We start from the raw sequence: 23,754 nt of genomic DNA, 5'->3' as shown, positions 1-23,754 counted from the left end.
CCCACGTCCCCGGCCGTTTCCCGGCCGCCGGTCCAGCAGTCGGACGCGCGAGTGGAGCCTCAGCGGGCGGCGAGCGCCTTCTCTCCGGCGTGGCGCATGGCCTCCAGCGGGGCCGGGGTACGGCCGGTCATCTGTTCGACCTGGAGGACGGCCTGGTGGACGAGCAGGTCCAGGCCGCCGACCACGGCGCCGCCGAACATGGACCAGCGGGCCGCCAGCTCGGTGGGCCACGGTTCGTAGAGGACGTCGAAGAGGGTGGCGGGGCGCTCGGGTACGGCGGCGGCGAGGGCGTCGGTGGTCCCGGCGGGCGTGGTGGCGATCACCAGGGGGGCGCGCAGGGCCTCGGCCGCGTCCGCCCAGTCGGCCGTACGGACCTCGACGTCCAGCCGCTCGCCCCACTGCCGCATCTCGGCGGCCCGGCCCGCGCTGCGCACATAGGCGACGACCTCGCCGGTGCAGATCCGGGCGAGGGCGGCGAGGGCGGAGGAGGCGGTGGCACCGGCGCCGAGGATCGCGGCCGAGTCGACCTGTTCGATGCCGTGCTCGCGCAGGGCCGCCACCATGCCCGGGATGTCCGTGTTGTCACCCAGGCGTCGGCCGTCCTCGGTGAAGACGACCGTGTTGACCGCGTCCACCGAGGCGGCCGTCTCGCTGATCTCGTCGACCAGCGGGATGACCGCCCGCTTCAGCGGCATGGTCAGCGACAGCCCCGCCCACTCCGGTCCGAGCCCGTCCAGGAAGCCGGGCAGTTGGGCCTCGTCGACCTCGAAGCGCTCGTACGACCAGTCGGTGAGCCCGAGTTCGTCGTACGCGGCCCGGTGCAGCACCGGGGAGAGCGAGTGGGCGATGGGCCGACCGAGCACGGCGGCCCGGCGGGCGTCAGTTGCCCGAGGTGGCATTGAACTTGTCCTTGAGCTGCTTGAATTCTTCGTAGGTCTTGGCGAATTCGGTATTGCTTTGGCCGTCGGTCGCCACGAAATAGATCCAGCCGTCGTGCGTCGGATTCAGCGCCGCCATGATCGCTTCCTCACCGGGGTTGCCGATGGGGCCGGGCGGAAGTCCCTTGTGGGTGTAGGTGTTGTACGGGTTCTGGTTGCTGTTGATCTCCTTCTCGGAGATATGGATGTTGCTCGTGCCCTTGAGGTAGTTGTAGGTCGAGTCGAACTGCAACAGCTGGTTGGTCTCGGTGTTGGTCGGCTTGAGACGGTTGTAGACCACCTCCGCCATCTTGCGGAAGTCCTCGTGCGTCTTGCCCTCGGCCTGGACCAGGCTCGCGACCGTGACCAGCTCGAACGCGTTCTGCAGCCCCAGCGCCCGGGCCTTCGCGGTGAGGCCGTAGGCGTCGTACTTGGACTTCGCCTGGGACACCATCTGCTTGAGGACGACGTCCGGCTTCATGCCCTTGGCGGCCGGATAGGTACCCGGGAAGAGGAAGCCCTCCAGCGGGTCCTTGATGTCGCTGCTGTACGGCGTGTTCTGCGCCCAGAGCGGCACACCGAGGCTCTTGTACTCCTTCTCGGCGGCCTTCCTGGTGGTACCCGCGGAGAGTTCGAGTTTCGCGTCGATCGCCTCGTAGACGCGCGCGTTCCGCTCGCCCGGAGTCACCATGACATTGTTCTGGCTCTTCGGGTCCAGCATCATTTTCACGGCGCTGACGGCGGACATCTCCTTCTTCAGGAGATAGGCGCCGGCCTGGATGGAGTCGCCGCCCGAGACCTGGCCCTGGGCATGCACGAACGCCTCGGCGCTCTTGACGACACCGGCCTCCTTCAGACGGCGGCCGATCTCCCAGCCGCCCACACCCTTGGGGATCTCCACGGTGACGGCCTGGCCGGTGCCGTTGCCCGTGTAGTCCGGGGCCGGGGCGAAACGATTTTGGTAGAACGTGTAGCCGTAGTAGCCGACCCCGGCGAGGCCGCCGCCGAAGACCAGGACGACCACCATGCAGGCGCAGCCGGTGCGCCGCTTCTGGCCCTTCTTGGCGGGTTTCTTCCCTTTGCCGCGCCGCTCGCGGCGGCTCTGGAGCTCGTGCTCCTCGTCGTCGTCATCCCCGCCGCCCGCGAAGAAGGCGTGCTCCTCCTCGGCGGGCGCGGTCTCCGGCTCCGGTTCGGCGACCGGCTCGGGACGCCTGCGGCCGGGCGGCTCCGGTGGCGGGTAGGCGTCCTCGGTGCCGTAGAGATCGGGCTGCTCCCCGCCGTAGGCCACGGGCTGCTGGCCGTAGGGGTCGCCGGGATCGGCCGCGTACGGCACCTGGCCATGGGTGCCGGTCGCGTCCCAGCCGCCCTGGTGGTACTGCTGCTGGGTCTGGCCGGCGTACCCCTGGTCGTACGGAAGATGGCCCTGGTCGTCGTAGTACTGGTGCTGCTGTCCGTCGTATCCGGGCTGCTGCTCGTGGCTCCAGTCTCCGTACTGCGGCTGCTGCGGGTAATGCTGCGGCTGGCCGCCGTAGGCAGACTGCGGGCCGACGTGCGCCTGCTGCCCTTCCCATCCGCCGTCCCCGTACAACGGGTCCTGCGGATGCCACGGTTCGGGGCCTGCGCCCCGGCCATACTCAGTCATCGATCCCCTAGAGCCGCGAGGCCGAGCGGTCACGCGGCCGGTGGGCCGGTTGCCGTTCCGCCTCTTGCTGTGCCCCGGCTGTTCGAACACCGGCGCATCGCGCGGAACGTTACCGTATCGCGATCAGATGACCACTTCGACGCCCTCGCCGGGTGCTCTGCCTGACACCCGTTCGGATTCCAGGGCCTGCTGGAGGATGATGACGGCCGCCGCCTGGTCGATGACGGAGCGGCCCTTCTTGGCCTTCACCCCCGAGGCGCGCAGCCCCTGGGAGGCGGTCACGGTCGTCATCCGCTCGTCCACCAGGCGGACCGGCACCGGCTTGATGCCCTTGGCCAGTTCCTGGGCGAAGGCGCGGACCTTGACCGCGGCCGGACCCTCGCCCCCCTTGAGGGAGCGAGGAAGGCCGACGACGACCTCGATCGGCTCGTACTCCTCCACCAGTTGACGCAACCGGCGGTGGGCGGCGGGGACGTCCCGGCCCGGGACCGTCTCCACCGGTGTGGCGAGGATCCCATCGGGGTCGCACGAGGCGACCCCGATCCGGGCATCCCCGACGTCGATCGAGAGTCGACGTCCTCTGCGCATATTCCGACCGTTTCCTTACTTGGCGGTTTCGGCTACGAGACGCTCGACGGCCTCGACGGCCTCGCCGACGGCAGCCGGGTTCTGACCGCCGCCCTGGGCGACGTCCGGCTTGCCGCCACCGCCGCCACCGAGCGTCTTGGCGGCCGTACGGACCAGGTCACCGGCCTTGAGACCACGCTCGCGGGCGGCCTCGTTGGTGGCGATGACCGTCAGCGGCTTGCCGCCCGTGACGGTGAACAGGGCCACGACCGCGGCCCGTCCGCCCTGGATGCGGCCGCGCACGTCGAGGACCAGCTTGCGCAGGTCGTCGGGGGTCGTACCGTCCGGGACCTGGCCGGTCACCACGGCCACACCGCGCACGTCCCGGGCGGACTCGGCGAGGCCGGCGGCGGCCTGGAGCACCTTCTCCGCGCGGAACTTCTCGATCTCCTTCTCGGCGTCCTTCAGCTTGCCGAGCATCGAGGAGACCTTCTCCGGCAGCTCCTCCGGGCGGCCCTTGAGCAGCTCGGTCAGCTGGTTGACCACCGTGTGCTCACGGGCGAGGAAGTGGTAGGCGTCCACGCCGACCAGGGCCTCGATACGGCGGACACCCGAACCGATGGAGGACTCGCCGAGCAGCTTCACCAGACCCAGCTGGGCGGTGTTGTGCACGTGCGTACCGCCGCACAGCTCCTTGGAGAAGTCGCCGATGGTGACCACGCGGACCCGCTCGCCGTACTTCTCGCCGAACTCGGCGATGGCGCCCTGCTTCTTGGCCTCGTCGATGCCCATGACCTCGGCGTGCACGTCGAGGTCACGGGCGAGCACCTCGTTGATCTTCTGCTCGACGTCGGTCATCACGGCCGTCGGCACGGCGGACGGCGAGCCGAAGTCGAAGCGGAAGCGGCCGGGCTGGTTCTCCGAACCGGCCTGGGCGGCCGTCGGGCCGAGGGCGTCGCGCAGGGCCTGGTGGGTCAGGTGGGTGGCCGAGTGGGCGCGGGCGATGGCCTTGCGGCGGCGGGAGTCGATCGAGGCGTGGGCCTTGGCACCGACGGTGACCTCGCCGACCTGGACGACGCCCTTGTGGACGTACACGCCCGGCACCGGCTTCTGGCAGTCGCGGATCTCGATGACGGCACCGGTGTCGGCCTTGATCCGGCCGGTGTCGCCGATCTGGCCGCCGCCCTCGGCGTAGAACGGGGTGCGGTCCAGGACGATCTCGACCTCGTCGCCCTCGGTGGCGGCCGGCGAGGAGACGCCGTCGACCAGGATGCCGACGATCGTGGTCTCGCCCTCGGTGTCGGTGTAGCCGATGAAGTCGGTGGCACCGGCGGAGTCGGCGATCTCCCGGTAGGCGCCCATGTCGGCGTGACCGGTCTTCTTGGCCTGGGCGTCGGCCTTGGCGCGCTCCCGCTGCTCCTTCATCAGGCGGCGGAAGCCCTCCTCGTCCACGGCGAGGCCCTGCTCGGCGGCCATCTCCAGGGTGAGGTCGATCGGGAAGCCCCAGGTGTCGTGGAGCAGGAACGCCTTGTCGCCGGAGAGGACGGTGCCACCGGCCTGCTTGGTCTCGGTGACGGCGGTGTCGAGGATGTTGGTGCCGGCCTTCAGCGTCTTCAGGAAGGCGTTCTCCTCGGCGAGGGCGACCTTCTCGATGCGCTCGCGGTCGGTGATCAGCTCGGGGTACTGCTGGCCCATCATGGCGATCACGGTGTCGATCAGGTCCTTGACGACCGGACCGGTGGCGCCGAGCAGGCGCATGTTGCGGATGGCGCGGCGCATGATGCGGCGCAGCACATAGCCGCGGCCCTCGTTGCCGGGGGTGACACCGTCGCCGATGAGCATCACGGACGTACGCATGTGGTCGGTCACCACGCGCAGGGAGACGTCCGAGTCGTGCGCGTCGCCGTAGCGGACGCCGGTCAGCTCGGTGGCCTTGTCGATGACGGCCATGGAGGTGTCGATCTCGTACATGTTCTGCACGCCCTGCAGAATCATGGCGAGCCGCTCCAGGCCGAGGCCCGTGTCGATGTTCTTGCTCGGCAGGTCCCCGAGGATCTCGAAGTTGTCCTTGCCGATGCCCTCGCCCCGCTCGAACTGCATGAAGACGAGGTTCCAGATCTCCACGTACCGCTCGTCGTTGACGGCGGGGCCGCCCTCGACGCCGAACTCGGGGCCGCGGTCGTAGTTGATCTCGGAGCAGGGGCCGCACGGGCCGGGGACGCCCATGGACCAGTAGTTGTCCTTCATGCCGAGGCGCTGGATGCGCTCCTTCGGCACGCCGACGACCTCGTGCCAGATGCGCTCGGCCTCGTCGTCGTCCTTGTAGACGGTGATCCACAGACGCTCGGGGTCGAGGCCGTAACCACCCTTGTCCTGGGGCGTGGTGAGCAGCTCCCAGGCGTAGGTGATGGCGCCTTCCTTGAAGTAGTCGCCGAAGGAGAAGTTGCCGCACATCTGGAAGAACGTGCCGTGGCGCGTGGTCTTGCCGACCTCTTCGATGTCGGGCGTGCGCACGCACTTCTGCACGCTGGTGGCGCGCGGGAACGGAGGCTTGACCTCACCCAGGAAGTAGGGCTTGAAGGGCACCATGCCGGCGGGGACGAGGAGCAGAGTCGGGTCGTCCGCGATGAGCGACGCCGAAGGGACGACGGTGTGCCCGCGCTCCTCGAAGAAGCTCAGCCAGCGGCGGCGAATCTCGGCCGACTCCATCAGTGGTCCTCATTCCGGTTGTACGAGTACATCGGGGCTTCGATGTACTTCGGTGTGCTGTTGTCGCCGCGGTGGTCGCCGCGGGGGTTCTCGATGGCGGCGTACCGCGTGGGTGCCGGAAGCTCGGGGCTCTCGTGGATGCCCAGAGCCTCTTCCAGCTCGGCCTCCCGCTGGGCCATGTTGTCGCGGACGTCGAGCGCGAAGCCGACCGCGCGCTCCTTCAGCCGCTGACCGGTCTCCAGGGCCTTGTTCGCCGCGGTCGCGGCCAGGCTCTCCGGGGTCAGCTGCTTCAGCTTGCGGTTGACCTTGGCGGTGGCCCACACTCCGGCGGCGACGCCGGTGGTGAACCAGAACGTACGGCGGAACATCGCTCGGTCTCAGTCCTTACTTCCGCTTGCGTCGTGCGGCGGGGACCGTGCGGCCCACGATCACGGTACGCCGGGGCGACTTGGCGGGCACGTCCTCCTTGCGGCCGCCGAGCGCCCGGCGGACGCCGTAGCCGAAGGCGGCGACCTTCACCAGGGGGCCGCCGAAGGTGGACGCGACCGTGCTCGACAGCGCGGAGGCGTTCGAGGTGACCTCCTGCACGTCGGAGGCGATGGCGTCGACCCGGTCGATCTGGGTCTGCGCGGACCGCACCGCCTGGGAGGCGTCGGCCAGCAGCGGGACGGCCTGGTCGGTCACGTCCGCCACGAGCTTGGTGGTCGCCTTGAGCGTCTGGGCCAGCCTCGCCAGCGCGACGGCGAGGAAGGAGACCAGGATCGCCCAGAAGACGGCCACCAGGATCCCGGCCACCTCTCCACCGGACACTGTGCGCACCCGCTCCCTGAAACGTGCCTGAGCATCGAAAAAGTCGTGTCCCGAGCCTATCGCGCCGGGGCGGAGGCTCCGTACCGGATTGACGGTGGGGACCGTGGAATCGGCCGGGTTACGGGAAGCGATTGTACGCATTGCACACGGTTCAGTACGCTCCGTGTCCCATGCGAGGTCATCAGCGCCCAGATCCCTTTTCCGGCGGTGTTCCGCCCCTTGAGCTGACCGGTTTCGTCGGGCGCTCGGCCGAGCTGACCGAGCTGGCCGCGGCGGTGCGGCAGGCCCGGCTGGTGACGGTGACCGGGGTCGCCGGCGTGGGCAAGTCCCGGCTGGCCGCCCGGGTCGCGGCGGCCTGGGGCACCGGGCACGGGCGGGTGGAGCTGGCTCCGGTGTGCGACCCGGAGTTCGTGGAGTACGCGGTCGCCGAGGCACTGGGGCTGACCGACCACACCGCCCGCACCCCCCGCGAGACGCTGCTGGAGCAACTGGCCGGCCGGCCCGCCCTGTTGCTGCTGGACGGGGTCGAGCATCTGGTGGAGGCCTGCGCGGATCTGGTCGCGGAGCTGCTGCGCAGGCTGCCCGAGCTGCGGGTGCTGGCCACCGGCCGGCGTCCGCTGGGCCTCGCGGGCGAGCGGCTGTTCGCGCTGGCACCGCTCGGTACGCAGGAGGCGGTGGAGCTGTTCGCGGAGCGGGCCCGGGAACAGGGGCTGTCGGTGTCCGACGGGCCCGAGGTGCGGGAGCTGTGCCGCCGTCTGGAGGGCATCCCGCTGGCGCTGGAGCTGGCGGCGGGCCGGCTGCGGGCGCTCTCCCCGGCCCAGGTGCTCCAGCGGCTGGACGACCGGTTCCGGCTGCTGACCGGCGGCAGCCGGGACGGACTCGCCCGGCACCAGACGCTGCGCACGGCGATCGGCTGGAGCCACGAGCTGTGCACGCCCGCCGAGCGGCTGCTGTGGGCACGTCTGTCGGTGTTCGCGCAGACCTTCGACCTGGAGGCCGCCGAGTACGTGTGCAGCGGGGACGGGCTGCCCGCCGAGGACGTCCTGGACGTGGTGGCGGAGCTGGTCGCCCAGTCGGTCATCGCCCGCGAGGAGACGGCTGCGGGTCCGCGCTACCGGATGCTCGACACCGTACGGGCCTACGGCCGGGACTGGCTGGAGGCGACCGGGGACGCGGTCCGGCTGCGCCGGGGGCACCGGGACTGGTACCTGGGGCTGGCGACCTGGTGCGAGCTGGACTGGTTCTCACCCCGGCAGCGGGAGGTGGCCGCCCGGGTCGAGGCGGAGCTGCCGAATCTGCGGGCCGCGCTGGAGTTCTGTCTGACCGAGCCGGACGAGGCGCATCTCGGCCAGTACCTCGCGGGGTCGCTGTGGTTCTGCTGGGTGGGGTGCGGGCGGCTGGCGGAGGGGCGGCACTGGCTGGAGCGAAGCGTGCAGCTGGAGTCAGGGTACGAGCGGTCCCGGCTGAAGGCGCTGTGGGTGCTCGGCTATGTGGCGATCCTCCAGGGCGACACCGTGTCCGCGCTGACCACGCTGCACGAGTGCCGTCAGGAGGCGGAGCGGGCGGCCGATGCCACGGCGATGGCGTACGCGGAGCACCGCGCCGGTTGTCTGGCCCTGGTCACCGATGACATGGCCCGTGCAGAAACGCTGCTGCGGTCGGCGCTGGACCGCTACCAGGAGATCGGCGAGCTGAACAGCAATGTGCTGATGGGCCAGGTGGAGCTGGCGATGACCCGGGCGTTCCAGGGGGATCTGCCGGACGCGGTGCGGCTGTGCGAGGACGTACGGCGGGTGTGCGAGGACCACGGGGAGCGCTGGGCCCGGTCGTACGCGCTGTATGTGCTGGCGTACGCGGCCTGGCAGGGCGGCGACCCGGGCGGCGCGCGGCGGCTGCTCGGCGACTGCCTGGACCATGCGCACGCCTTCCACGATCTGCTCGGCTCGGTGCTCTCGCTGGAGCTGCTGGCCCTGGTGACCGCGGTCCAGGGCGATCCGGCCGAGGCCGCGGTGCTCCAGGGGGCGGCGGGCCGGATGTGGCCGTCGGTGGGGCTGCCGCTGTTCGGCTCGGCGTACTACAACGCTCCGCACGAGCGGTGCGAGGAGCTCGCCCGGGAGGCGCTCGGCGACGCGCGGTACGAGGAGTGCGTGCGGGAGGGGGCCCGGCTGGACCGCGCGGCGGCGGTGGCCCGTGCGCTGCGGCACGACCGGGTGCCGCCGCCGGGTGCCCCGGGGGCCGAGGGTGCTGCGCGGGGCGCGGGGAACCGGGTGCGGGGCCCCCGCCGGCCGGCCCATCGGCCGGACCTGCCCGCCACCTGAGCGCCGCCGCCCGCAGGGGCCGGGAAACACGAACCCGCCGCCTCCCCGCCCGGCAGGACCGGGACGGGGAGACGGCGGGCTGAGTGGTGCTGCGCCGGGGCTGGGATCAGCGGGCGTAGTACTCGACGACGAGCTGCTCGTCGCAGATCACCGGGATCTCCTTGCGGTTCGGCTCGCGGTCCAGGCGGAACGCCAGGGCCTTGAGGTTCACCTGGAGGTAGCGCGGGGTCTCACCCTCGGGGGCGAAGCCACCCTCGCGGGCGATCGTGAAGAGCGTCTTCTCCTTGGAGCGCTCGCGGACCTGCACGACGTCGTCCGGGCGGACACGGAAGGACGGCTTGTCGACCTTCTGGCCGTTGACCTGGATGTGGCCGTGGACGACCATCTGGCGGGCCTGGTAGATCGTGCGGGCGATACCCGAACGCAGGACCAGCGCGTCGAGGCGGCGCTCCAGCTCGACGATCAGGGCCTCACCGGTCTTGCCCTGGACCTTGGACGCACGCTCGTAGGCGCGGACCAGCTGGCGCTCGGAGATGTCGTACTGAGCGCGCAGGCGCTGCTTCTCGAGCAGACGGACCTTGTAGTCCGAGTTCTGCTTGCGGCCGCGGCCGTGCTCGCCCGGCGGGTAGGGGCGGGCCTCGAAGTACTTGACGGCCTTCGGGGTCAGCGCGATGCCGAGGGCACGCGACTTCTTGACCTTGGGACGGGACTGGTTCGCCACTGTCTCAATCTCTTTCGTAGTGTTCGGCTTGTCAGGGCTCGCGGGAGGTCGCATCCGCAGCCGGGGAAACCCTCCGGGTCCGCTCGGGACCTGTCGGGCAGCCGCTCCCCTGGTCTGGGCACATACGTGCAGCACGCGAGTGGCCCACCGACCGTCCCGGGACTCCGGGTGGTGGTGGGCTGCCCGCGACACCGATCGACGGTGCGCGACGCTCCTGGAGTCCGTTTTCCCAGGGACTGGCCCCGGGGGCCGGACTCCGGCTGGTTGCCCCGTTCTGACAGCGCGGGACTCAGCACTCCGGCGAAGTCTACAGGGCGCTCAGGACCGGCTGCGACCGAGGTGCTTGCGGGTCCACTCCACCGCGTCCGCGTACCGCGCCTCGGCGCCGTGCCGGGTCGGGGTGTAGTAGGCGCGGTCCTTCAGGGCGTCCGGGGCGTACTGCTGCTGGGCGATGCCCTCGGGCAGGTCGTGCGGGTACACATAGCCCTGGGCGTGGCCGAGTTTGGCGGCGCCCTTGTAGTGGCCGTCGCGCAGATGCGGGGGGACCGGGCCGGCCAGGCCCTTGCGTACGTCCTCCAGGGCGGCGCCGATCGCGGTGGTGGCGGAGTTCGACTTGGGGGCGAGGGCCAGGGCGATGGTGGCGTGGCTGAGGGTGAGCGCGGCCTCCGGGAAGCCGATCATCGCGACGGCCTGGGCGGCGGCGACCGCGATGGGCAGGGCGTTCGGGTCGGCGAGGCCGATGTCCTCGCTGGCGGAGATCATCAGCCGGCGGGCGATGAACCGGGGGTCCTCGCCCGCCTCGATCATGCGGGCCAGGTAGTGCAGCGCGGCGTCCACGTCGGAGCCGCGGATGGACTTGATCAGGGCGCTGGCGACGTCGTAGTGCTGGTCGCCGTCGCGGTCGTACGTCACCGCGGCCCGGTCGACGGTCTGCTCCAGGGTTTGCAGGGTGATCTCGGACTCGCCCTGGTCCAGGGCGGCTCCCGCGGCGGCCTCCAGGGCGGTCAGGGCGCGCCGGGCGTCACCGCCGGCGATGCGCAGCAGGTGGGCCTCGGTGTCCTCGGGGAGGGAGACGGCGCCCTTCAGGCCGCGTTCGTCACCGAGGGCGCGCCGCAGGAGTCCGCGGACGTCGTCGTCCGTGAGGGGTTCCAGGGTGAGCAGCAGGGAGCGGGAGAGCAGCGGGGAGATCACCGAGAAGTACGGGTTCTCGGTGGTCGCGGCGATCAGCGTCACCCAGCGGTTCTCCACCGCCGGGAGCAGGGAGTCCTGCTGGGCCTTGCTGAAGCGGTGGATCTCGTCCAGGAAGAGGACGGTCTCCTTGCCGAAGCCTCCGGTGGCCCGGCGGGCGCCGTCGATGACCGCCCGGACCTCCTTGACGCCGGCGGTGATCGCGGACAGCTCCACGAACCGCTTGTTGGTGGCCTTGGAGACCACGTACGCGAGGGTCGTCTTGCCGGTGCCGGGCGGCCCCCAGAGGATCACCGAGGAGGGTCCGGCGGGGCCGCCGGAGCCCTCGCCGACCAGTCTGCGCAGCGGGGCGCCCGGCTTCAGCAGATGCTGCTGGCCGACGACCTCGTCGAGCGTGCGCGGGCGCATCCGCACCGCCAGGGGGCTGCCTGCCGGGTCCTTCTCCTGGCGATCTTCCGCTGCGGCGGTGAAGAGGTCGGGTTCCACTCTGAAACCCTAAGACACGCCACTGACAACGCGGCCCGGGGTCAGGCCCAGAGCTGGCTGCCCCAGCGGGTCAGGATGAGCATCGCGATGATGCCGCAGTGCGTGACCGGCAGCACCCACGTGAACTCGCCGAGGAAGGACTTCAGCCAGCGGGGGGCCGGCAGGAAGTCGTTGCGGACGTTGAACGAGGTGACGTACCAGAACATGGTGATGGTGGCGACCCAGGCCAGCGAGCACCACAGGCACAGCGCGTTGATCCGGTACAGGGACTCGAACTGGAGCCAGGTCACGAAGCAGACGCCGAAGAGCGTGCCGAAGTTGAAGGTCAGCCAGTACCAGCGCGGGAAGCGGGCGCGGGCCAGCAGGCTCATGCCGACGCAGATCACGATGCCGTAGGCGACCAGGCCGAGCATCGGGTTCGGGAAGCCGAAGACGGCGGCCTGCTTGCTCTCCATGACGCTGCCGCAGGACACGACCGGGTTGACGCTGCAACTGGGCGTGAAGGTCTTGCCGGCGGCCTTGGCCTCGAGGATCTTCAGCTTGTCGATCGTGATGACCCAGGCGGCCAGCAGTCCGGCCGCGCCGGTGATCACCAGCAGCAGGGCGAGGGCACGGCTGCCGCCCACCGCGCGCGGGGCGTCGGCGGCGCGCTCGGGACCGGGATCCGCGGAGACGTCTTTGACTGTCGTCTTGCTCATCAGACCGATTCCGTCACTTGAGAGTTGGACCATCTTCGGGCAGGGCTCATTGTGCCGCACGCGCCTGTGTGCGCACCGTTCGCTGGAGATAAGAGGGCACGCGCGAAGGCCGCGAACCGCCCGGTTCCGGCCGTTTTCATGGGCATGACAGCAGACAGATGAGCGCAGGGCGACCCGACGCCCGCCAGGTTGACATCCGCCGGACCGGCGGCCGGAAACGGCAGAGCGCCGGCCACCCCTCGGTGACCGGCGCCCTCCGAGCCGCTGACGGCTAGCCGAGCCGCGCTTCCAGCTCGGCCACGATCTCGTTCACGCCGACCGCCGTCTGCTCACCGGACTCCATGTCCTTGAGCTGGACGACGCCCTCGGCGAGGTCGCGCTCGCCGGCGACGATCGCGTACCGGGCGCCACTGCGGTTGGCGTTCTTCATGGCGCCCTTCAGGCCCTTCCCGCCGTACGAGAAGTCCGCCGCGATGCCCACCTTGCGCAGCTCGGTGATCTTCGCGAACAGCACCCGGCGGGCCTCCTCGCCGAGCGGCACCGCGAAGACGCTGGTCGCCGCGGGGATGTCCAGCTCGATGCCCTCCGCCTCCAGCGCCAGCACCGTACGGTCCACGCCCAGGGCCCAGCCGACGGACGGCAGCGCGGGGCCGCCGATCATCTCGGACAGGCCGTCGTACCGGCCGCCGCCGCCCACCGCGGACTGGGAGCCCAGACCGTCGTGCACGAACTCGAAGGTGGTCCGGGTGTAGTAGTCCAGGCCGCGGACCAGCTTCGGGTCGTCCTCGAAGGACACGCCCGCCGCGCTGATCAGCTCGCGGACCTCCTCGTGATACGCCTTGCAGGCGTCGCACAGGTAGTCCCGCAGCAGCGGGGCGCCCGCCAGCTGCTTCTGCACCGACTCGCGCTTGTCGTCCAGGACGCGCAGCGGGTTGATGTCGACGCGGGCCCGGGTGTCCTCGTCCAGGTCCAGGCCGCGCAGGAAGTCCACCAGTGCCGCCCGGTACACCGGCCGGCACTCCTTGTCGCCCAGGCTGTTGAGCAGGATGCGGAACTCGCGCAGACCCAGCGAGCGGTACGCCTGGTCGGCCAGGATGATCAGCTCGGCGTCCAGCGCCGGGTCCTCCGCACCGATCGCCTCGGCGCCGACCTGGGAGAAGTGGCGGTAGCGGCCCTTCTGCGGGCGCTCGTAGCGGTACTGCGAACCGGAGTACCAGACCTTCACCGGGAGGTTGCCCGTCTTGTACAGGTTGGCCTCCAGCACCGCGCGCAGCACCGGCGCGGTCGTCTCCGGACGCAGGGCCAGCCGGTCGCCGCCCTTCGTCTCGAAGACGTACATCTCCTTCGTCACGATGTCGGTGGACTCGCCCACGCCGCGGGCGAACAGCTCCACGTTCTCGAACCCGGGCGTCTCGATGTAGCCGTAGCCGGAGTTCCTGAGCGGCGCGGCGATGGCCTCACGGACGGCCAGGAACTTGGCGCTGTCCGGCGGCAGCAGGTCGTACGTGCCCTTGGGGGCCTTGAAAGTGCTCACGGAAGTCTCTCGTCACATTCCTCGTCGGGGAGCCGGCGAAGCTCCCTGGCCGGCGGCCACCTGCCGCAGATAGGGGTTGGTGGCGCGCTCCTGGCCGATGGTCGTCTGGGGGCCGTGGCCGGACAGCACCACGGTGGAGTCGTCGAGCGGCAGGCACACCCGGGCCAGCGACTGCACCATGTCCTCCATGGATCCGCCCGGCAGGTCGGTGCGTCCGATGGAGCCGGCGAACAGCAGATCCCCGGAGAAGAACACCGACGGGACGTCGGCGGTCTCGGGCATCCGGAAGGTCACCGACCCCTTGGTATGGCCCGGCGCGTGCGCGACGGAGAACTCCAGCCCGGCCAGCTCCAGCGTGCTGCCGTGCGTCAGCTCGCGGACGTCGTCCGGCTCCCCCACGGTCAGCTCGCCCATCAGCGGCATGCCGATGGACCGGCCGAGCGCCTTCTCGGGATCGCTCATCATGTAGCGGTCCTCGGGGTGGATCCAGGCGGGCACGTCGTGCGCGCCGCACACCGGGACGACCGAGGCCACATGGTCGATGTGGCCGTGGGTGAGGACGACGGCGACGGGCTTGAGCCGATGCTTCTTCAGCGCATCCTCGACGCCTGCGGCGGCCTGGTGGCCGGGGTCGATGATCACGCACTCCTCACCGGCGGCGGGGGCGACGAGATAACAGTTCGTCCCCCAGGCCCCGGCGGGGAACCCGGCAATGAGCACGATCGTCCTTCGTTGTGTCGATTACTGGCGGCTTCGGCTTCGGTCAGAGCCTACCGGCGCTGCCGTTTCCTCAGCGAACCCATATACGGTACGGGGCTACACGCAGCGGTCGGCTCACGAGTACCTACGCGTACCGCCCGACACACGACACGCATGAGGAGAGAACCCGGTGGTCAGCCAGGAGCAGCGGCGGCGTCAGCTCGCCCGGGAGAAGTTCTTGCGGCAGCAGCAGCGGCGCACCGACGCGCGGCGCAAGTCCCGTATGCGCAACTCCGTCATCGCGTCGGTCCTCGGCGTAATCGTGATCGGCAGCGTCGCGCTGTACACGACCGGGGTGATGAAGGGCGGCGACGACAAGAAGACCAACGCGGGCAACCAGGTCAGCCCGAGCCCCTCCGCCCCCAGCAAGGCACCGGACCCGTGCGCGAAGCCGGCCGCGGGCGCCGTGAAGAAGCTGAGCTGGAAGAAGGAGCCGGCGATGACGATCGACACGTCGGCGAACTACACGCTGAAGCTCGCCACGACGTGCGGTGACATCGGCGTCGCGCTGAAGACCGCGGCCGCCCCGCACACGGTGAACTCCTTCGACTTCCTCGCGGGCAAGGGGTACTTCGACCACACCAAGTGCCACCGGCTGACCACCCAGGGCATCTACGTGCTCCAGTGCGGCGACCCGCAGGGCACCGGCATGGGCGGGCCCGGCTACACGCTCCCGGACGAGAACCTGAAGGACAAGAGCCTCGCGAAGCACACCTACCCGGCGGGCACGGTGGCGATGGCGAACACCGGGCAGAAGCACACCGGGGGCAGCCAGTTCTTCCTGGTCTACAAGGACAGCCCGCTGCCGCCCAGCTACACCCCGTTCGGCACGGTCGACGCGGCGGGCATGAAGGTGCTCCAGAAGATCGCCGCCGCGGGCGACAGCACGGGCCAGGGCGACGGCGCCCCGAACGCGACCGTCGTGATCAACAAGGCGACCGTCACGAAGTCCTGACGTCGTCGTAAACCCGAGAACGGCCAACTGCGGAATTTCGGTCGCGCTGGATGCGGACAGGCAACCCGCTGGTCGCCTATGTTGGCCGTGACGAAACTGTGGACGATGCCCGGGGCGCAGAAACCCCCGCAGGCATCATGTGGAGGAGGCGCTGTGAGCAGCGACCCGTGGGGCCGCGTCGACGAGACGGGGACCGTGTACGTGCGTACGGCCGACGGCGAGCAGGTCGTCGGATCCTGGGCGGCCGGCTCCCCCGAGGAGGCGCTTGCCTACTTCGAGCGCAAGTACGAGGGCCTGGTTGTCGAGATCGGCCTCCTCGAGAAGCGCGTGCAGACCACCGACCTGTCGGCGAAGGACGCCCAGACCGCGATCGGTCATCTGCGCGAGCAGGTCGACGCGCACCACGCCGTCGGTGATCTGGACGCGCTGCGCAAGCGGCTGGACAAGCTCGTGGAGACCGTCGAGGCGCGCCGCGAGGAGCGCAAGGTGCAGCGGGCCAAGCAGTCCGACGAGGCCCGCAAGGCCAAGGAGGATCTGGTCGCCGAGGCGGAGCAGCTGGCCCAGTCCGACCAGTGGCGGGCGGCCGGTGAGCGGCTGCGGGCGCTGGTGGACACCTGGAAGGGCCTGCCGCGTCTGGACCGCAAGTCCGACGACGAGCTGTGGCACCGCTTCTCGCACGCGCGGTCGGCGTTCTCCAAGCGCCGCAAGGCGCACTTCGCGCAGCTGGACGCGCAGCGCGAGGACGCGCGCAGGATCAAGGAGCGGCTGGTCGCCGAGGCCGAGGCGCTGTCCGGCTCCACGGACTGGGGTCCGACGGCGGCCCGCTATCGCGAGCTGATGGCGGAGTGGAAGGCCGCGGGCCGCGCCCAGCGCGAGCACGAGGACGAGCTGTGGAACCGCTTCCGCGGCGCCCAGGACGTGTTCTTCGCCGCCCGCAGCTCGGTCTTCGCCGAGCGGGACGCGGAGCAGGCCGAGAACCTGAAGCTGAAGGAGGAGCTGGCCGAGGAGGCCGAGAAGCTCCTGCCGGTCACGGACCTGAAGGCCGCGCGGGCCGCCTTCCGCTCGATCAACGAGCGTTGGGAGGCCATCGGCCACGTCCCGCGGGACGCGCGTCCGAAGGTCGAGGGCCGGATGCACGCGGTCGAGCGGGCGATCCAGGAGGCCGAGGAGGCCGAGTGGCGCCGCACCAACCCGGAGGCACGCGCGCGTGCCGAGGGGCTGACCGGTCAGCTCCAGGCCGCCGTGGACAAGCTGAAGGGCCAGATCGAGCAGGCGCGCGCCCAGGGCAACACCTCCAAGGCCGACAAGCTGGAGCGCGAGCTGGAGGGCCGTCAGGCGCTGCTTGAGCAGGCTCTGAAGGGCCTTCAGGAGTTCGGCGGCTGAGTTCCTCCTGAGCGTCGCCGAAGGGCCCCGTACCGGCGGTACGGGGCCCTTCGGCTTGCCTGCCGCGGGGTTACGAGCGGCTGCGTCCCGACGTCACGCGGTAGACGTCGTACACGCCCTCCACGCCGCGGACGGCCTTCAGGACGTGCCCCAGGTGCTTGGGGTCGCCCATCTCGAAGGTGAAGCGGGAGGTGGCCACCCGGTCCCGGGAGGTCTGGACGGCCGCCGACAGGATGTTGACGTGCTGGTCCGACAGGACGCGGGTGACGTCCGACAGCAGCCGGGAGCGGTCCAGCGCCTCGACCTGGATGGCGACCAGGAAGACCGAGGACTGGGTGGGCGCCCACTCGACGTCGAGGATGCGCTCGGGCTCACGGGAGAGCGAGTCGACATTGACGCAGTCGCTGCGGTGAACCGATACGCCACTGCCGCGGGTCACGAAGCCGATGATCGGGTCGCCCGGCACCGGCGTGCAGCAGCGGGCCAGCTTGACCCACACATCGTCGACGCCCTTGACGACGACACCCGGGTCCGCGCTGGAGCGGCGCTTGCGGCCGCGGCTGCGGGAGGGCGGGACCGCCTCGTCGATCTCCTCGGTGGCGGCCTCCTCGCCGCCCAGGGCCTGGACGAGCTTCTGCACGATGTGCTGTGCGGAGACATGGCCCTCGCCGATCGCCGCGTACAGCGCGGAGATGTCCGAGTACCGCATCTCGTGGGCCAGGGTGACCAGGGAGTCGCCGGTGAGGATGCGCTGGATCGGCAGGTTCTGCTTGCGCATGGCGCGGACGATGGCGTCCTTGCCCTGCTCGATCGCCTCGTCCCGGCGTTCCTTGGAGAACCAGGCCCGGATCTTGTTGCGCGCCCGCGGCGACTTGACGAACCCGAGCCAGTCCCGGGACGGCCCGGCGCCGGGCGCCTTGGAGGTGAAGACCTCCACCAGGTCGCCGTTGTCCAGGGTCGACTCGAGCGGTACGAGCCTGCCGTTGACCCGCGCTCCTATGGTGCGGTGGCCGACCTCGGTGTGGACGGCGTACGCGAAGTCGACGGGGGTGGCGCCCGCGGGCAGGGCGATGACATCGCCCTTGGGCGTGAAGACGAAGACCTCGTTGCGGGACAGGTCGAAGCGCAGGGACTCCAGGAACTCGCCCGGGTCCTCGGTCTCCTTCTGCCAGTCCAGCAGCTGCCGCAGCCACGCCATGTCGTTGATGGCGTCCTTGTCCTTGGCGGACGACCTGGGCGTGTCCGTGCGGACCTTGGAAGCGCCGGCGACGGCCTCCTGCTTGTACTTCCAGTGCGCGGCGATGCCGTACTCGGCGCGCCGGTGCATGTCGAAGGTGCGGATCTGGAGCTCCACCGGCTTGCCGTTGGGCCCGATGACCGTCGTGTGCAGCGACTGGTACATGTTGAACTTGGGCATCGCGATGTAGTCCTTGAACCGGCCGGGGACCGGGTTCCATCGCGCGTGCACGGTGCCCAGGGCCGCGTAGCAGTCCCTGACCGTGTCGACGAGGACACGGATGCCCACCAGGTCGTAGATCTCCGCGAAGTCGCGGCCCCGTACGATCATCTTCTGGTAGACGCTGTAGTAGTGCTTCGGGCGGCCGGTGACGGTCGCCTTGATGCGGGCGGCCCGGAGATCGGCCTGCACCTCGTCGGTCACTATGGCGAGGTACTCGTCCCGCTTGGGCGCGCGCTCGGCCACCAGACGCACGATCTCGTCGTACATCTTGGGGTAGAGGATCGCGAAGGCGAGGTCCTCCAGCTCCCACTTGATGGTGTTCATGCCGAGGCGGTGGGCCAGCGGCGCGTAGATCTCGAGGGTCTCCCGCGCCTTCTTCTCCTGCTTCTCCCGCTTGAGGTAGCGCATGGTGCGCATGTTGTGCAGGCGGTCGGCGAGCTTGATGACCAGGACCCGCGGGTCCTTGGCCATGGCCACGACCATCTTGCGCACGGTCTCGGCCTGCGCGGCCTCGCCGAACTTGACCTTGTCCAGCTTGGTGACGCCGTCCACGAGCAGCGCGACGGTGTCGCCGAAGTCGCGGCGCAACTGGTCGAGGCCGTACTCGGTGTCCTCGACGGTGTCGTGCAGCAGCCCGGCCATCAGGGTGGCCGGATCCATGCCCAGCTCGGCCAGGATGGTGGTCACGGCGAGCGGGTGCGTGATGTACGGGTCGCCGCTCTTGCGCTTCTGCCCGCGGTGCCAGCGCTCGGCGACCTGGTAGGCGCGCTCGATCTGGCGGAGCGTGGAGTTCTCGGTCTTGGGGTCGTTGCTGCGGACTATGCGCAGCAGCGGTTCCAGGACCGGGTTGTAGGGGTTCGCGCGCTGGACGCCGAGGCGGGCGAGGCGGGCGCGGACGCGGTTGGAGGAGCCGCTGCGGGTCGGCTGGGCGGCGGGCTGGCGCACCACCGGCGGCTGGGCCGGGCGCTCGGGCGGGGCCGGTTTGGGGCGGGAGGCCTCGGCAGCCTTCTCGACGGGCGCGGACTGGGCGTGCTCGAGCGTCCCGCGGGTGTCGTTCTTCGCGTGGGACGCGTCCGGCGCGGGCTTGGCCGCGGGCGCCGAGGCGGGCTCGGGCTTGGCGGCGGTCAGTGGCTGGGCCTCGTCTGGCAAGAGGGCTCCTCGTGCGCGATCCGGGTCCCCCGGTCAGGCTCCGGATACCCCATGGTAGCGATCCTGCGCCCCGTCATCGCCTCCAGGCGCCCGCAAGGACCGTCTTCCCCTGCAACACCAGGGGCTGCCGTGGGATTCCGCGGAGGTGGACGGCGGGTGTGCGGGAGGTGTCCGGACGCGGGGCGGCTTCCGGACAGGAGCTGCCGGCTGCGTGGAAAACACGAAGCGGCCTCCGGCGAAGCCGGGGCCGCTCGTGTGTCCGCAGATACGCGCTCAGACCTGGAGCAGTGCCTCCAGCGGCGCGCCGCCGAGCGCGGGCTCCAGACGGGTACGGCCCCCGAGGAAGCCGAGTTCCATCAGCACCGCGAGGCCGGAGACCTGGGCGCCGGCCCGCTCGATCAGCTGGATCGCCGCCTCGGCCGTACCGCCCGTGGCCAGGACGTCGTCCACGATCAGGATCCGGTCACCGGAGGTCAGGTCCTCGGCGTGCACCTCGATCTCGGCCGAGCCGTACTCGAGGTCGTACGCCTGCCGCAGGGTGGCTCCCGGCAGCTTGCCCGCCTTGCGGACCGGGATGAACCCCAGGCCCGCGCGGACGGCGACCGGGGCGCCGAGGATGAAGCCGCGGGCCTCCAGGCCGACGATCTTGGTGGCGCCGGTGCCGGCGGCGATCTCGGCGAGCGCGTCGGTGAGCGCCGTGAAGGCCGCCGGGTCCGCCAGCAGCGGGGTGATGTCCTTGAACATCACGCCCGGCTCCGGGTAGTCCGCGACATCGCGGATACGGCTGAGCAGCAGCTCCTGGATGTCGGTCATCGGCGCTTCCCGGAGGTTCGGCCGCGGCCCCGGCTGCGGGACGCGGACTGGTCGCGCGGGCCCACCACAGCGGGGGCCGCGTCGTCGGAGTCCTCGTCCAGCCCGGCGCGGGCGTCGGGGAGATCCTCCCCGGCGGCGGCCTGGGCACGCTTGGCCGTGATCCGCTTGGTGAGGGCCTTCATCGCGGGCTCGCGCTCCTTGAGGTCCGCGACGAGCGGCGTGGCGATGAAGATCGAGGAGTACGCGCCGGCCGCGAGGCCGACGAACAGCGACAGCGAGATGTCGTTCAGCGTGCCGGCGCCGAGGAAGCCGCCGCCGATGAAGAGCAGACCGGCGACCGGCAGCAGAGCGACGACCGTGGTGTTGATGGAACGCACCAGCGTGCCGTTGATCGACCGGTTGGCGATCTCGCTGTAGGTCCAGCGGGTCTGCTTGGTGATGTCCTTCGTCTGCTCCTTGAGGCTGTCGAAGACGACGACCGTGTCGTAGAGCGAGTAACCGAGGATCGTCAGCAGACCGATGACCGTACCGGGCGTGACCTCGAAGCCGACGAGGGCGTAGACACCGGTGGTGATGGTGATGTCGTGGATCAGCGCGACCAGCGCCGCGACGGCCATGCGCCACTCGAAGGCGATCGCCAGATAGATCACGACCAGCACCATGAAGATCGCCAGGCCCTCCCAGGCCTTGTTGGCGATCTGCTGGCCCCAGCTCGGGCCGACCAGGTCGGCGGCGAGCTTCTCGGGGTTGAGGTTCAGGTCCTTGGCCAGGTCCTGCTTGATCTTGTCGGACTGGCCGGTGTCGATGCCGGCGATCTGGATGCGCAGGCTGCCGTTGCCGAGCTTCTGCACGATCGCGTCATGACCGGAGGCGTCCTTGGCGTACGTCTCCGCCTGGCCGACCGAGGTGCTCATGTGGGTGGGCGTGGTGAAGACCGCGCCGCCCTTGAACTCGATGCCCATGTTCAGCCCGCGCACCGCCAGGCCGAGGATGGCCGTGATGGTGATCAGGATGGAGATGCCGTACCAGATCTTGCGCTTGCCGACGAAGTCGTAGGAGATCTCGCCGCGGTGCAGTCGAGCGCCGAGGTTGCCGAGTTTCGACATCGCTCACGCCTCCTTCGGGTCGGCAGGGCCGGTGGCGGGACCGGCGGGACGGCGGGTGCGGCGCAGCGGGGCCTTGGCGCCCAGGCCCTTCGGGTCGAGTCCGGACCACTTGTGGCCGTCCGCGAAGAACTTGCGGCGGGCGAGGAGAGTCATGAGCGGCTTGGTGAAGAGGAAGACGACGACCACGTCGAGCACGGTGGTCAGGCCGAGCGTGAACGCGAAGCCCTGGACCTTGCCGACGGTCACGACGAACAGCACGGCGGCGGCGAGGAAGGACACGAAGTCGGAGACCAGGATGGTGCGCCGGGCGCGCGGCCAGGCCCGCTCGACGGCGGGGCGCAGGGAGCGGCCCTCGCGGATCTCGTCCCGGATGCGTTCGAAGTACACGATGAACGAGTCCGCGGTGATACCGATGGCGACGATGGCACCGCAGACGGCCGGCAGGTTCAGCGCGAAGCCGATGGCCGGGCCGAGCAGCGACATGATCACGTAGGTGAGGATCGCGGAGACCAGCAGCGAGGCCATGGCGACCAGCGACAGACCGCGGTAGTAGACCACCAGGTAGATCACGACCAGGGCGAGGCCGATGGCGCCGGCCAGCAGACCGGCGTGCAGCTGCTCACCGCCGAGCGCGGCGGTCACGGTGGTGACGGACTGCTCCTGGAAGGAGAGCGGCAGGGCACCGTACGACAGCATGTTGGCGAGGCTCTGCGCCTCGGTCTGCGTGAAGCTGCCGGAGATCTCCGCCTGGCCGCCGGTGATGGCCTGCTGGACGTACGGGCTGGAGACGACGTCGCCGTCGAGGACGATGGCGAACTCGTTCTGCGGCTGCTGGTTCTTGGACAGCTTGTCGGTGATGTCCGCGAACTTCTTCGAACCGCTGGAGTTGAAGTTCATCTGGACCTGCCAGCCGGAGGCGCCCTGGGTGTCGAAGACGGCCTGCGCCTTCTTCACCTCGGTGCCGTCCACGGCGACCGGGCCGAGCAGGTACTTGTACCAGACCTTGTTGATCTCGCCGCAGGCCACGGTGGGCTCACCGGGCTTGGCCTTCTTGCCGGCGTTGGCGCGATCGGCGGGCTTGGCGCAGTTCAGGCCCGTGTACTGGGCCTGGAGCGCGGCGGTGCCCGGGTTGCCGGAAGCGGACGCCGACGGGCTGGCCGACGGCTTGCCGTTGCCGCTCGCGGAGGCGCTCGGCGACGGGGTGGAGCCGGCCTTCAGCGCGTCCGTGACGGCGCGGCCCTGGGAGGTCGCCGATGCCGAGGGGGACGCGGAGGAGGACGAGGAGGCCTTCTGCTGCCCGGAGGCGCTCGCGGAGGGGCTCGGGCTGGTGCTCGGCTTGGAGCCGCCGCTGGAGGAGGTGCTCGGCGAGGGGCTCGGCGCGGCCGTACCGCTGGGCTCGCTGGCCAGGACCGGGCGGAAGTACAGCTTGGCGGTGGTGCCCACCTGCTGCTGGGCTTCCTTGGAGTTGGTGCCCTTGGGGATGTTGACGATGATGTTGTCGGTCCCCTGGGTCTGCACCTCCGCCTCGGAGACGCCCAGGCCGTTGACACGCCGGTTCATGATGTCGACCGCGGTGTCCATGTTGGCCTTGTTGATCGCGGACCCCTGGTCGGCCTTCGCCTTGAGCGTGATGCTCGTACCACCGGCGAGGTCGATGCCGAGACGCGGAGTTTTGTGCCCGGAGGCGAACATCCCTCCGGTGAGCGCCACGATGGCGATCAGGATGAGGGCCAGCAAGCGCCCTGGCTTGCTCTGGGCGCTCGCGCTCCGGCCCCTCTTAGGTGCTGCCACCTTCTCGTACTCCCTCTCGGGCCGCTCGCGCCCGGTCGGCGCGGTCGGCCATGACATGGTGTCGGGCTCCCCTACGGGAACAGACGCGCCCGGTGGTGCGCGGGGCGTGATTATGCCGCCTTGCGCACCACCGGGGCATGACTACTTCGCGTCGGAGTCGCCGTCGGTCTTCTTCGGCTCGTCCTCCGCCTTGGCCTTGGCGGCCTCGGCCGCGTCGGTGCCGTCCCCGGCGGCGTCGGCGTCCTTCTTACCGAGGTCGATCTTGTCGTCGGAGGCGGCGGCAGCGGCGGCAGATCCGTCGGTCTCGTCGGTCTCGGTGAGGGAGGAGGCGTCGTCGGGGACGATGTCGGCGTCGGACTTCAGGTCGTGCTCGATGCCGTGGACGATGCGGTTGTACTCGTCGTCGGTGAGGACGGCGCCGATCGCGTTCTTGGCGAAGAGGAGCTCGACGCCGGGGCCGGCGTCGAGGAGGACGGTCTCCTCGTTGACCTCCTTGACCGTCGCGTAGATCCCCCCGATCGTGCGGACACCGGAGCCGGGCTGCATCTCGTTCCGCATCTGGGCAGCCTGCTGCTGCTTCTTCTTGGCCGAGCGCGTCATCAGGAACATGGCCGCGATGAGCACGATGAACGGGAGAAGGGTAAAGGCATTCACGGGACGGAATTTCCTTCGCGCGACCGCGCGTGTGAGCGGCCTATTGATGGGGGTGTGGTCGGCGCCGCCCGCAAGAGCGGCATCGGCGGAGTCTA

General features: G+C 70.3%; 19 protein-coding genes. 3 read left to right on the top strand and 16 right to left on the bottom strand.

The window, feature by feature from the left end; all coding sequences use genetic code 11:
* Window positions 1-59: 59 nt before the first annotated feature.
* The 6 genes from ACZ5CZ_RS03615 to ACZ5CZ_RS03590 all read right to left on the bottom strand — a co-directional run bounded on the left by ACZ5CZ_RS03615 (window position 60) and on the right by ACZ5CZ_RS03590 (window position 6,645).
* A complete protein-coding gene (locus ACZ5CZ_RS03615; RefSeq protein WP_385844369.1) occupies window positions 60-899 on the bottom strand; it encodes a shikimate dehydrogenase in 840 nt (279 codons plus the stop codon).
* Entirely contained in the window at window positions 880-2,559 is a 1,680-nt protein-coding gene (gene mltG / locus ACZ5CZ_RS03610; protein ID WP_385844370.1) for an endolytic transglycosylase MltG, read from the bottom strand. The genes ACZ5CZ_RS03615 and mltG overlap by 20 nt, the downstream gene beginning before the upstream one ends.
* 123 nt (window positions 2,560-2,682) lie before the next feature.
* A complete protein-coding gene (gene ruvX, locus ACZ5CZ_RS03605; RefSeq protein ID WP_385844372.1) occupies window positions 2,683-3,147 on the bottom strand; it encodes a Holliday junction resolvase RuvX in 465 nt (154 codons plus the stop codon).
* Window positions 3,148-3,162: 15 nt separating this feature from the next.
* A complete protein-coding gene (alaS, locus tag ACZ5CZ_RS03600; protein WP_385844373.1) occupies window positions 3,163-5,835 on the bottom strand; it encodes an alanine--tRNA ligase in 2,673 nt (890 codons plus the stop codon).
* A complete protein-coding gene (locus ACZ5CZ_RS03595; protein ID WP_468938790.1) occupies window positions 5,835-6,203 on the bottom strand; it encodes a hypothetical protein in 369 nt (122 codons plus the stop codon). The genes alaS and ACZ5CZ_RS03595 overlap by 1 nt, the downstream gene beginning before the upstream one ends.
* Before the next feature lie 16 nt (window positions 6,204-6,219).
* Window positions 6,220-6,645 (bottom strand): DUF948 domain-containing protein, encoded by a 426-nt coding sequence (locus ACZ5CZ_RS03590; protein ID WP_385844578.1) that lies wholly within the window; start codon window positions 6,643-6,645, stop codon window positions 6,220-6,222.
* A gap of 170 nt (window positions 6,646-6,815) precedes the next feature.
* Between ACZ5CZ_RS03590 and ACZ5CZ_RS03585 the strand changes: the two genes are divergently transcribed.
* Window positions 6,816-8,963: an ATP-binding protein gene (locus ACZ5CZ_RS03585; protein WP_468938787.1), complete on the top strand. Its 2,148-nt coding sequence runs from the start codon at window positions 6,816-6,818 to the stop codon at window positions 8,961-8,963.
* Between the two features lie 106 nt (window positions 8,964-9,069).
* On the opposite strand, the gene rpsD is transcribed toward ACZ5CZ_RS03585, so the two are convergent.
* From rpsD to ACZ5CZ_RS03560, 5 genes are all read right to left on the bottom strand, one after another.
* Window positions 9,070-9,684: a 30S ribosomal protein S4 gene (gene rpsD, locus ACZ5CZ_RS03580; protein ID WP_385844377.1), complete on the bottom strand. Its 615-nt coding sequence runs from the start codon at window positions 9,682-9,684 to the stop codon at window positions 9,070-9,072.
* Between the two features lie 318 nt (window positions 9,685-10,002).
* Window positions 10,003-11,358, bottom strand: a complete 1,356-nt coding sequence (locus ACZ5CZ_RS03575) for a replication-associated recombination protein A (RefSeq protein ID WP_385844379.1) — start codon at window positions 11,356-11,358, stop codon at window positions 10,003-10,005.
* Window positions 11,359-11,399: 41 nt separating this feature from the next.
* Window positions 11,400-12,056, bottom strand: a complete 657-nt coding sequence (locus ACZ5CZ_RS03570; protein WP_385844380.1) for a vitamin K epoxide reductase family protein — start codon at window positions 12,054-12,056, stop codon at window positions 11,400-11,402.
* 271 nt (window positions 12,057-12,327) lie between these two features.
* The gene (gene hisS, locus ACZ5CZ_RS03565; RefSeq protein WP_385844382.1) at window positions 12,328-13,590 is read right to left on the bottom strand and encodes a histidine--tRNA ligase; all 1,263 of its coding nucleotides are present in this window, start codon (window positions 13,588-13,590) and stop codon (window positions 12,328-12,330) included.
* A gap of 12 nt (window positions 13,591-13,602) precedes the next feature.
* Complete coding sequence (locus ACZ5CZ_RS03560; protein WP_385844383.1) at window positions 13,603-14,310, bottom strand: MBL fold metallo-hydrolase; 708 nt, start codon at window positions 14,308-14,310, stop codon at window positions 13,603-13,605.
* A 169-nt stretch (window positions 14,311-14,479) separates the two neighbouring features.
* On the opposite strand from ACZ5CZ_RS03560, the gene ACZ5CZ_RS03555 reads away from it, so the two are divergent.
* The gene (locus tag ACZ5CZ_RS03555; RefSeq protein WP_385844385.1) at window positions 14,480-15,304 is read left to right on the top strand and encodes a peptidylprolyl isomerase; all 825 of its coding nucleotides are present in this window, start codon (window positions 14,480-14,482) and stop codon (window positions 15,302-15,304) included.
* A gap of 153 nt (window positions 15,305-15,457) precedes the next feature.
* Window positions 15,458-16,687: a DUF349 domain-containing protein gene (locus ACZ5CZ_RS03550; protein ID WP_385844387.1), complete on the top strand. Its 1,230-nt coding sequence runs from the start codon at window positions 15,458-15,460 to the stop codon at window positions 16,685-16,687.
* A gap of 70 nt (window positions 16,688-16,757) precedes the next feature.
* On the opposite strand, the gene ACZ5CZ_RS03545 is transcribed toward ACZ5CZ_RS03550, so the two are convergent.
* The 5 genes from ACZ5CZ_RS03545 to yajC all read right to left on the bottom strand — a co-directional run bounded on the left by ACZ5CZ_RS03545 (window position 16,758) and on the right by yajC (window position 23,659).
* Complete coding sequence (locus ACZ5CZ_RS03545; RefSeq protein ID WP_385844388.1) at window positions 16,758-19,295, bottom strand: RelA/SpoT family protein; 2,538 nt, start codon at window positions 19,293-19,295, stop codon at window positions 16,758-16,760.
* A 273-nt stretch (window positions 19,296-19,568) separates the two neighbouring features.
* Window positions 19,569-20,108, bottom strand: a complete 540-nt coding sequence (locus ACZ5CZ_RS03540) for an adenine phosphoribosyltransferase (protein ID WP_385844390.1) — start codon at window positions 20,106-20,108, stop codon at window positions 19,569-19,571.
* A complete protein-coding gene (gene secF, locus ACZ5CZ_RS03535) occupies window positions 20,105-21,214 on the bottom strand; it encodes a protein translocase subunit SecF (RefSeq protein ID WP_385844392.1) in 1,110 nt (369 codons plus the stop codon). Before secF ends, ACZ5CZ_RS03540 begins: the two co-directional genes overlap by 4 nt.
* A 3-nt stretch (window positions 21,215-21,217) precedes the next feature.
* Window positions 21,218-23,005, bottom strand: a complete 1,788-nt coding sequence (secD, locus tag ACZ5CZ_RS03530) for a protein translocase subunit SecD (RefSeq protein ID WP_468938944.1) — start codon at window positions 23,003-23,005, stop codon at window positions 21,218-21,220.
* A 141-nt stretch (window positions 23,006-23,146) separates the two neighbouring features.
* A complete protein-coding gene (gene yajC, locus ACZ5CZ_RS03525) occupies window positions 23,147-23,659 on the bottom strand; it encodes a preprotein translocase subunit YajC (protein WP_385844393.1) in 513 nt (170 codons plus the stop codon).
* Window positions 23,660-23,754: the final 95 nt, after the last annotated feature.

The organism is Streptomyces sp. NPDC031418, assembly GCF_055581605.1.
This window is presented reverse-complemented; position numbering and strand designations above follow the sequence as displayed.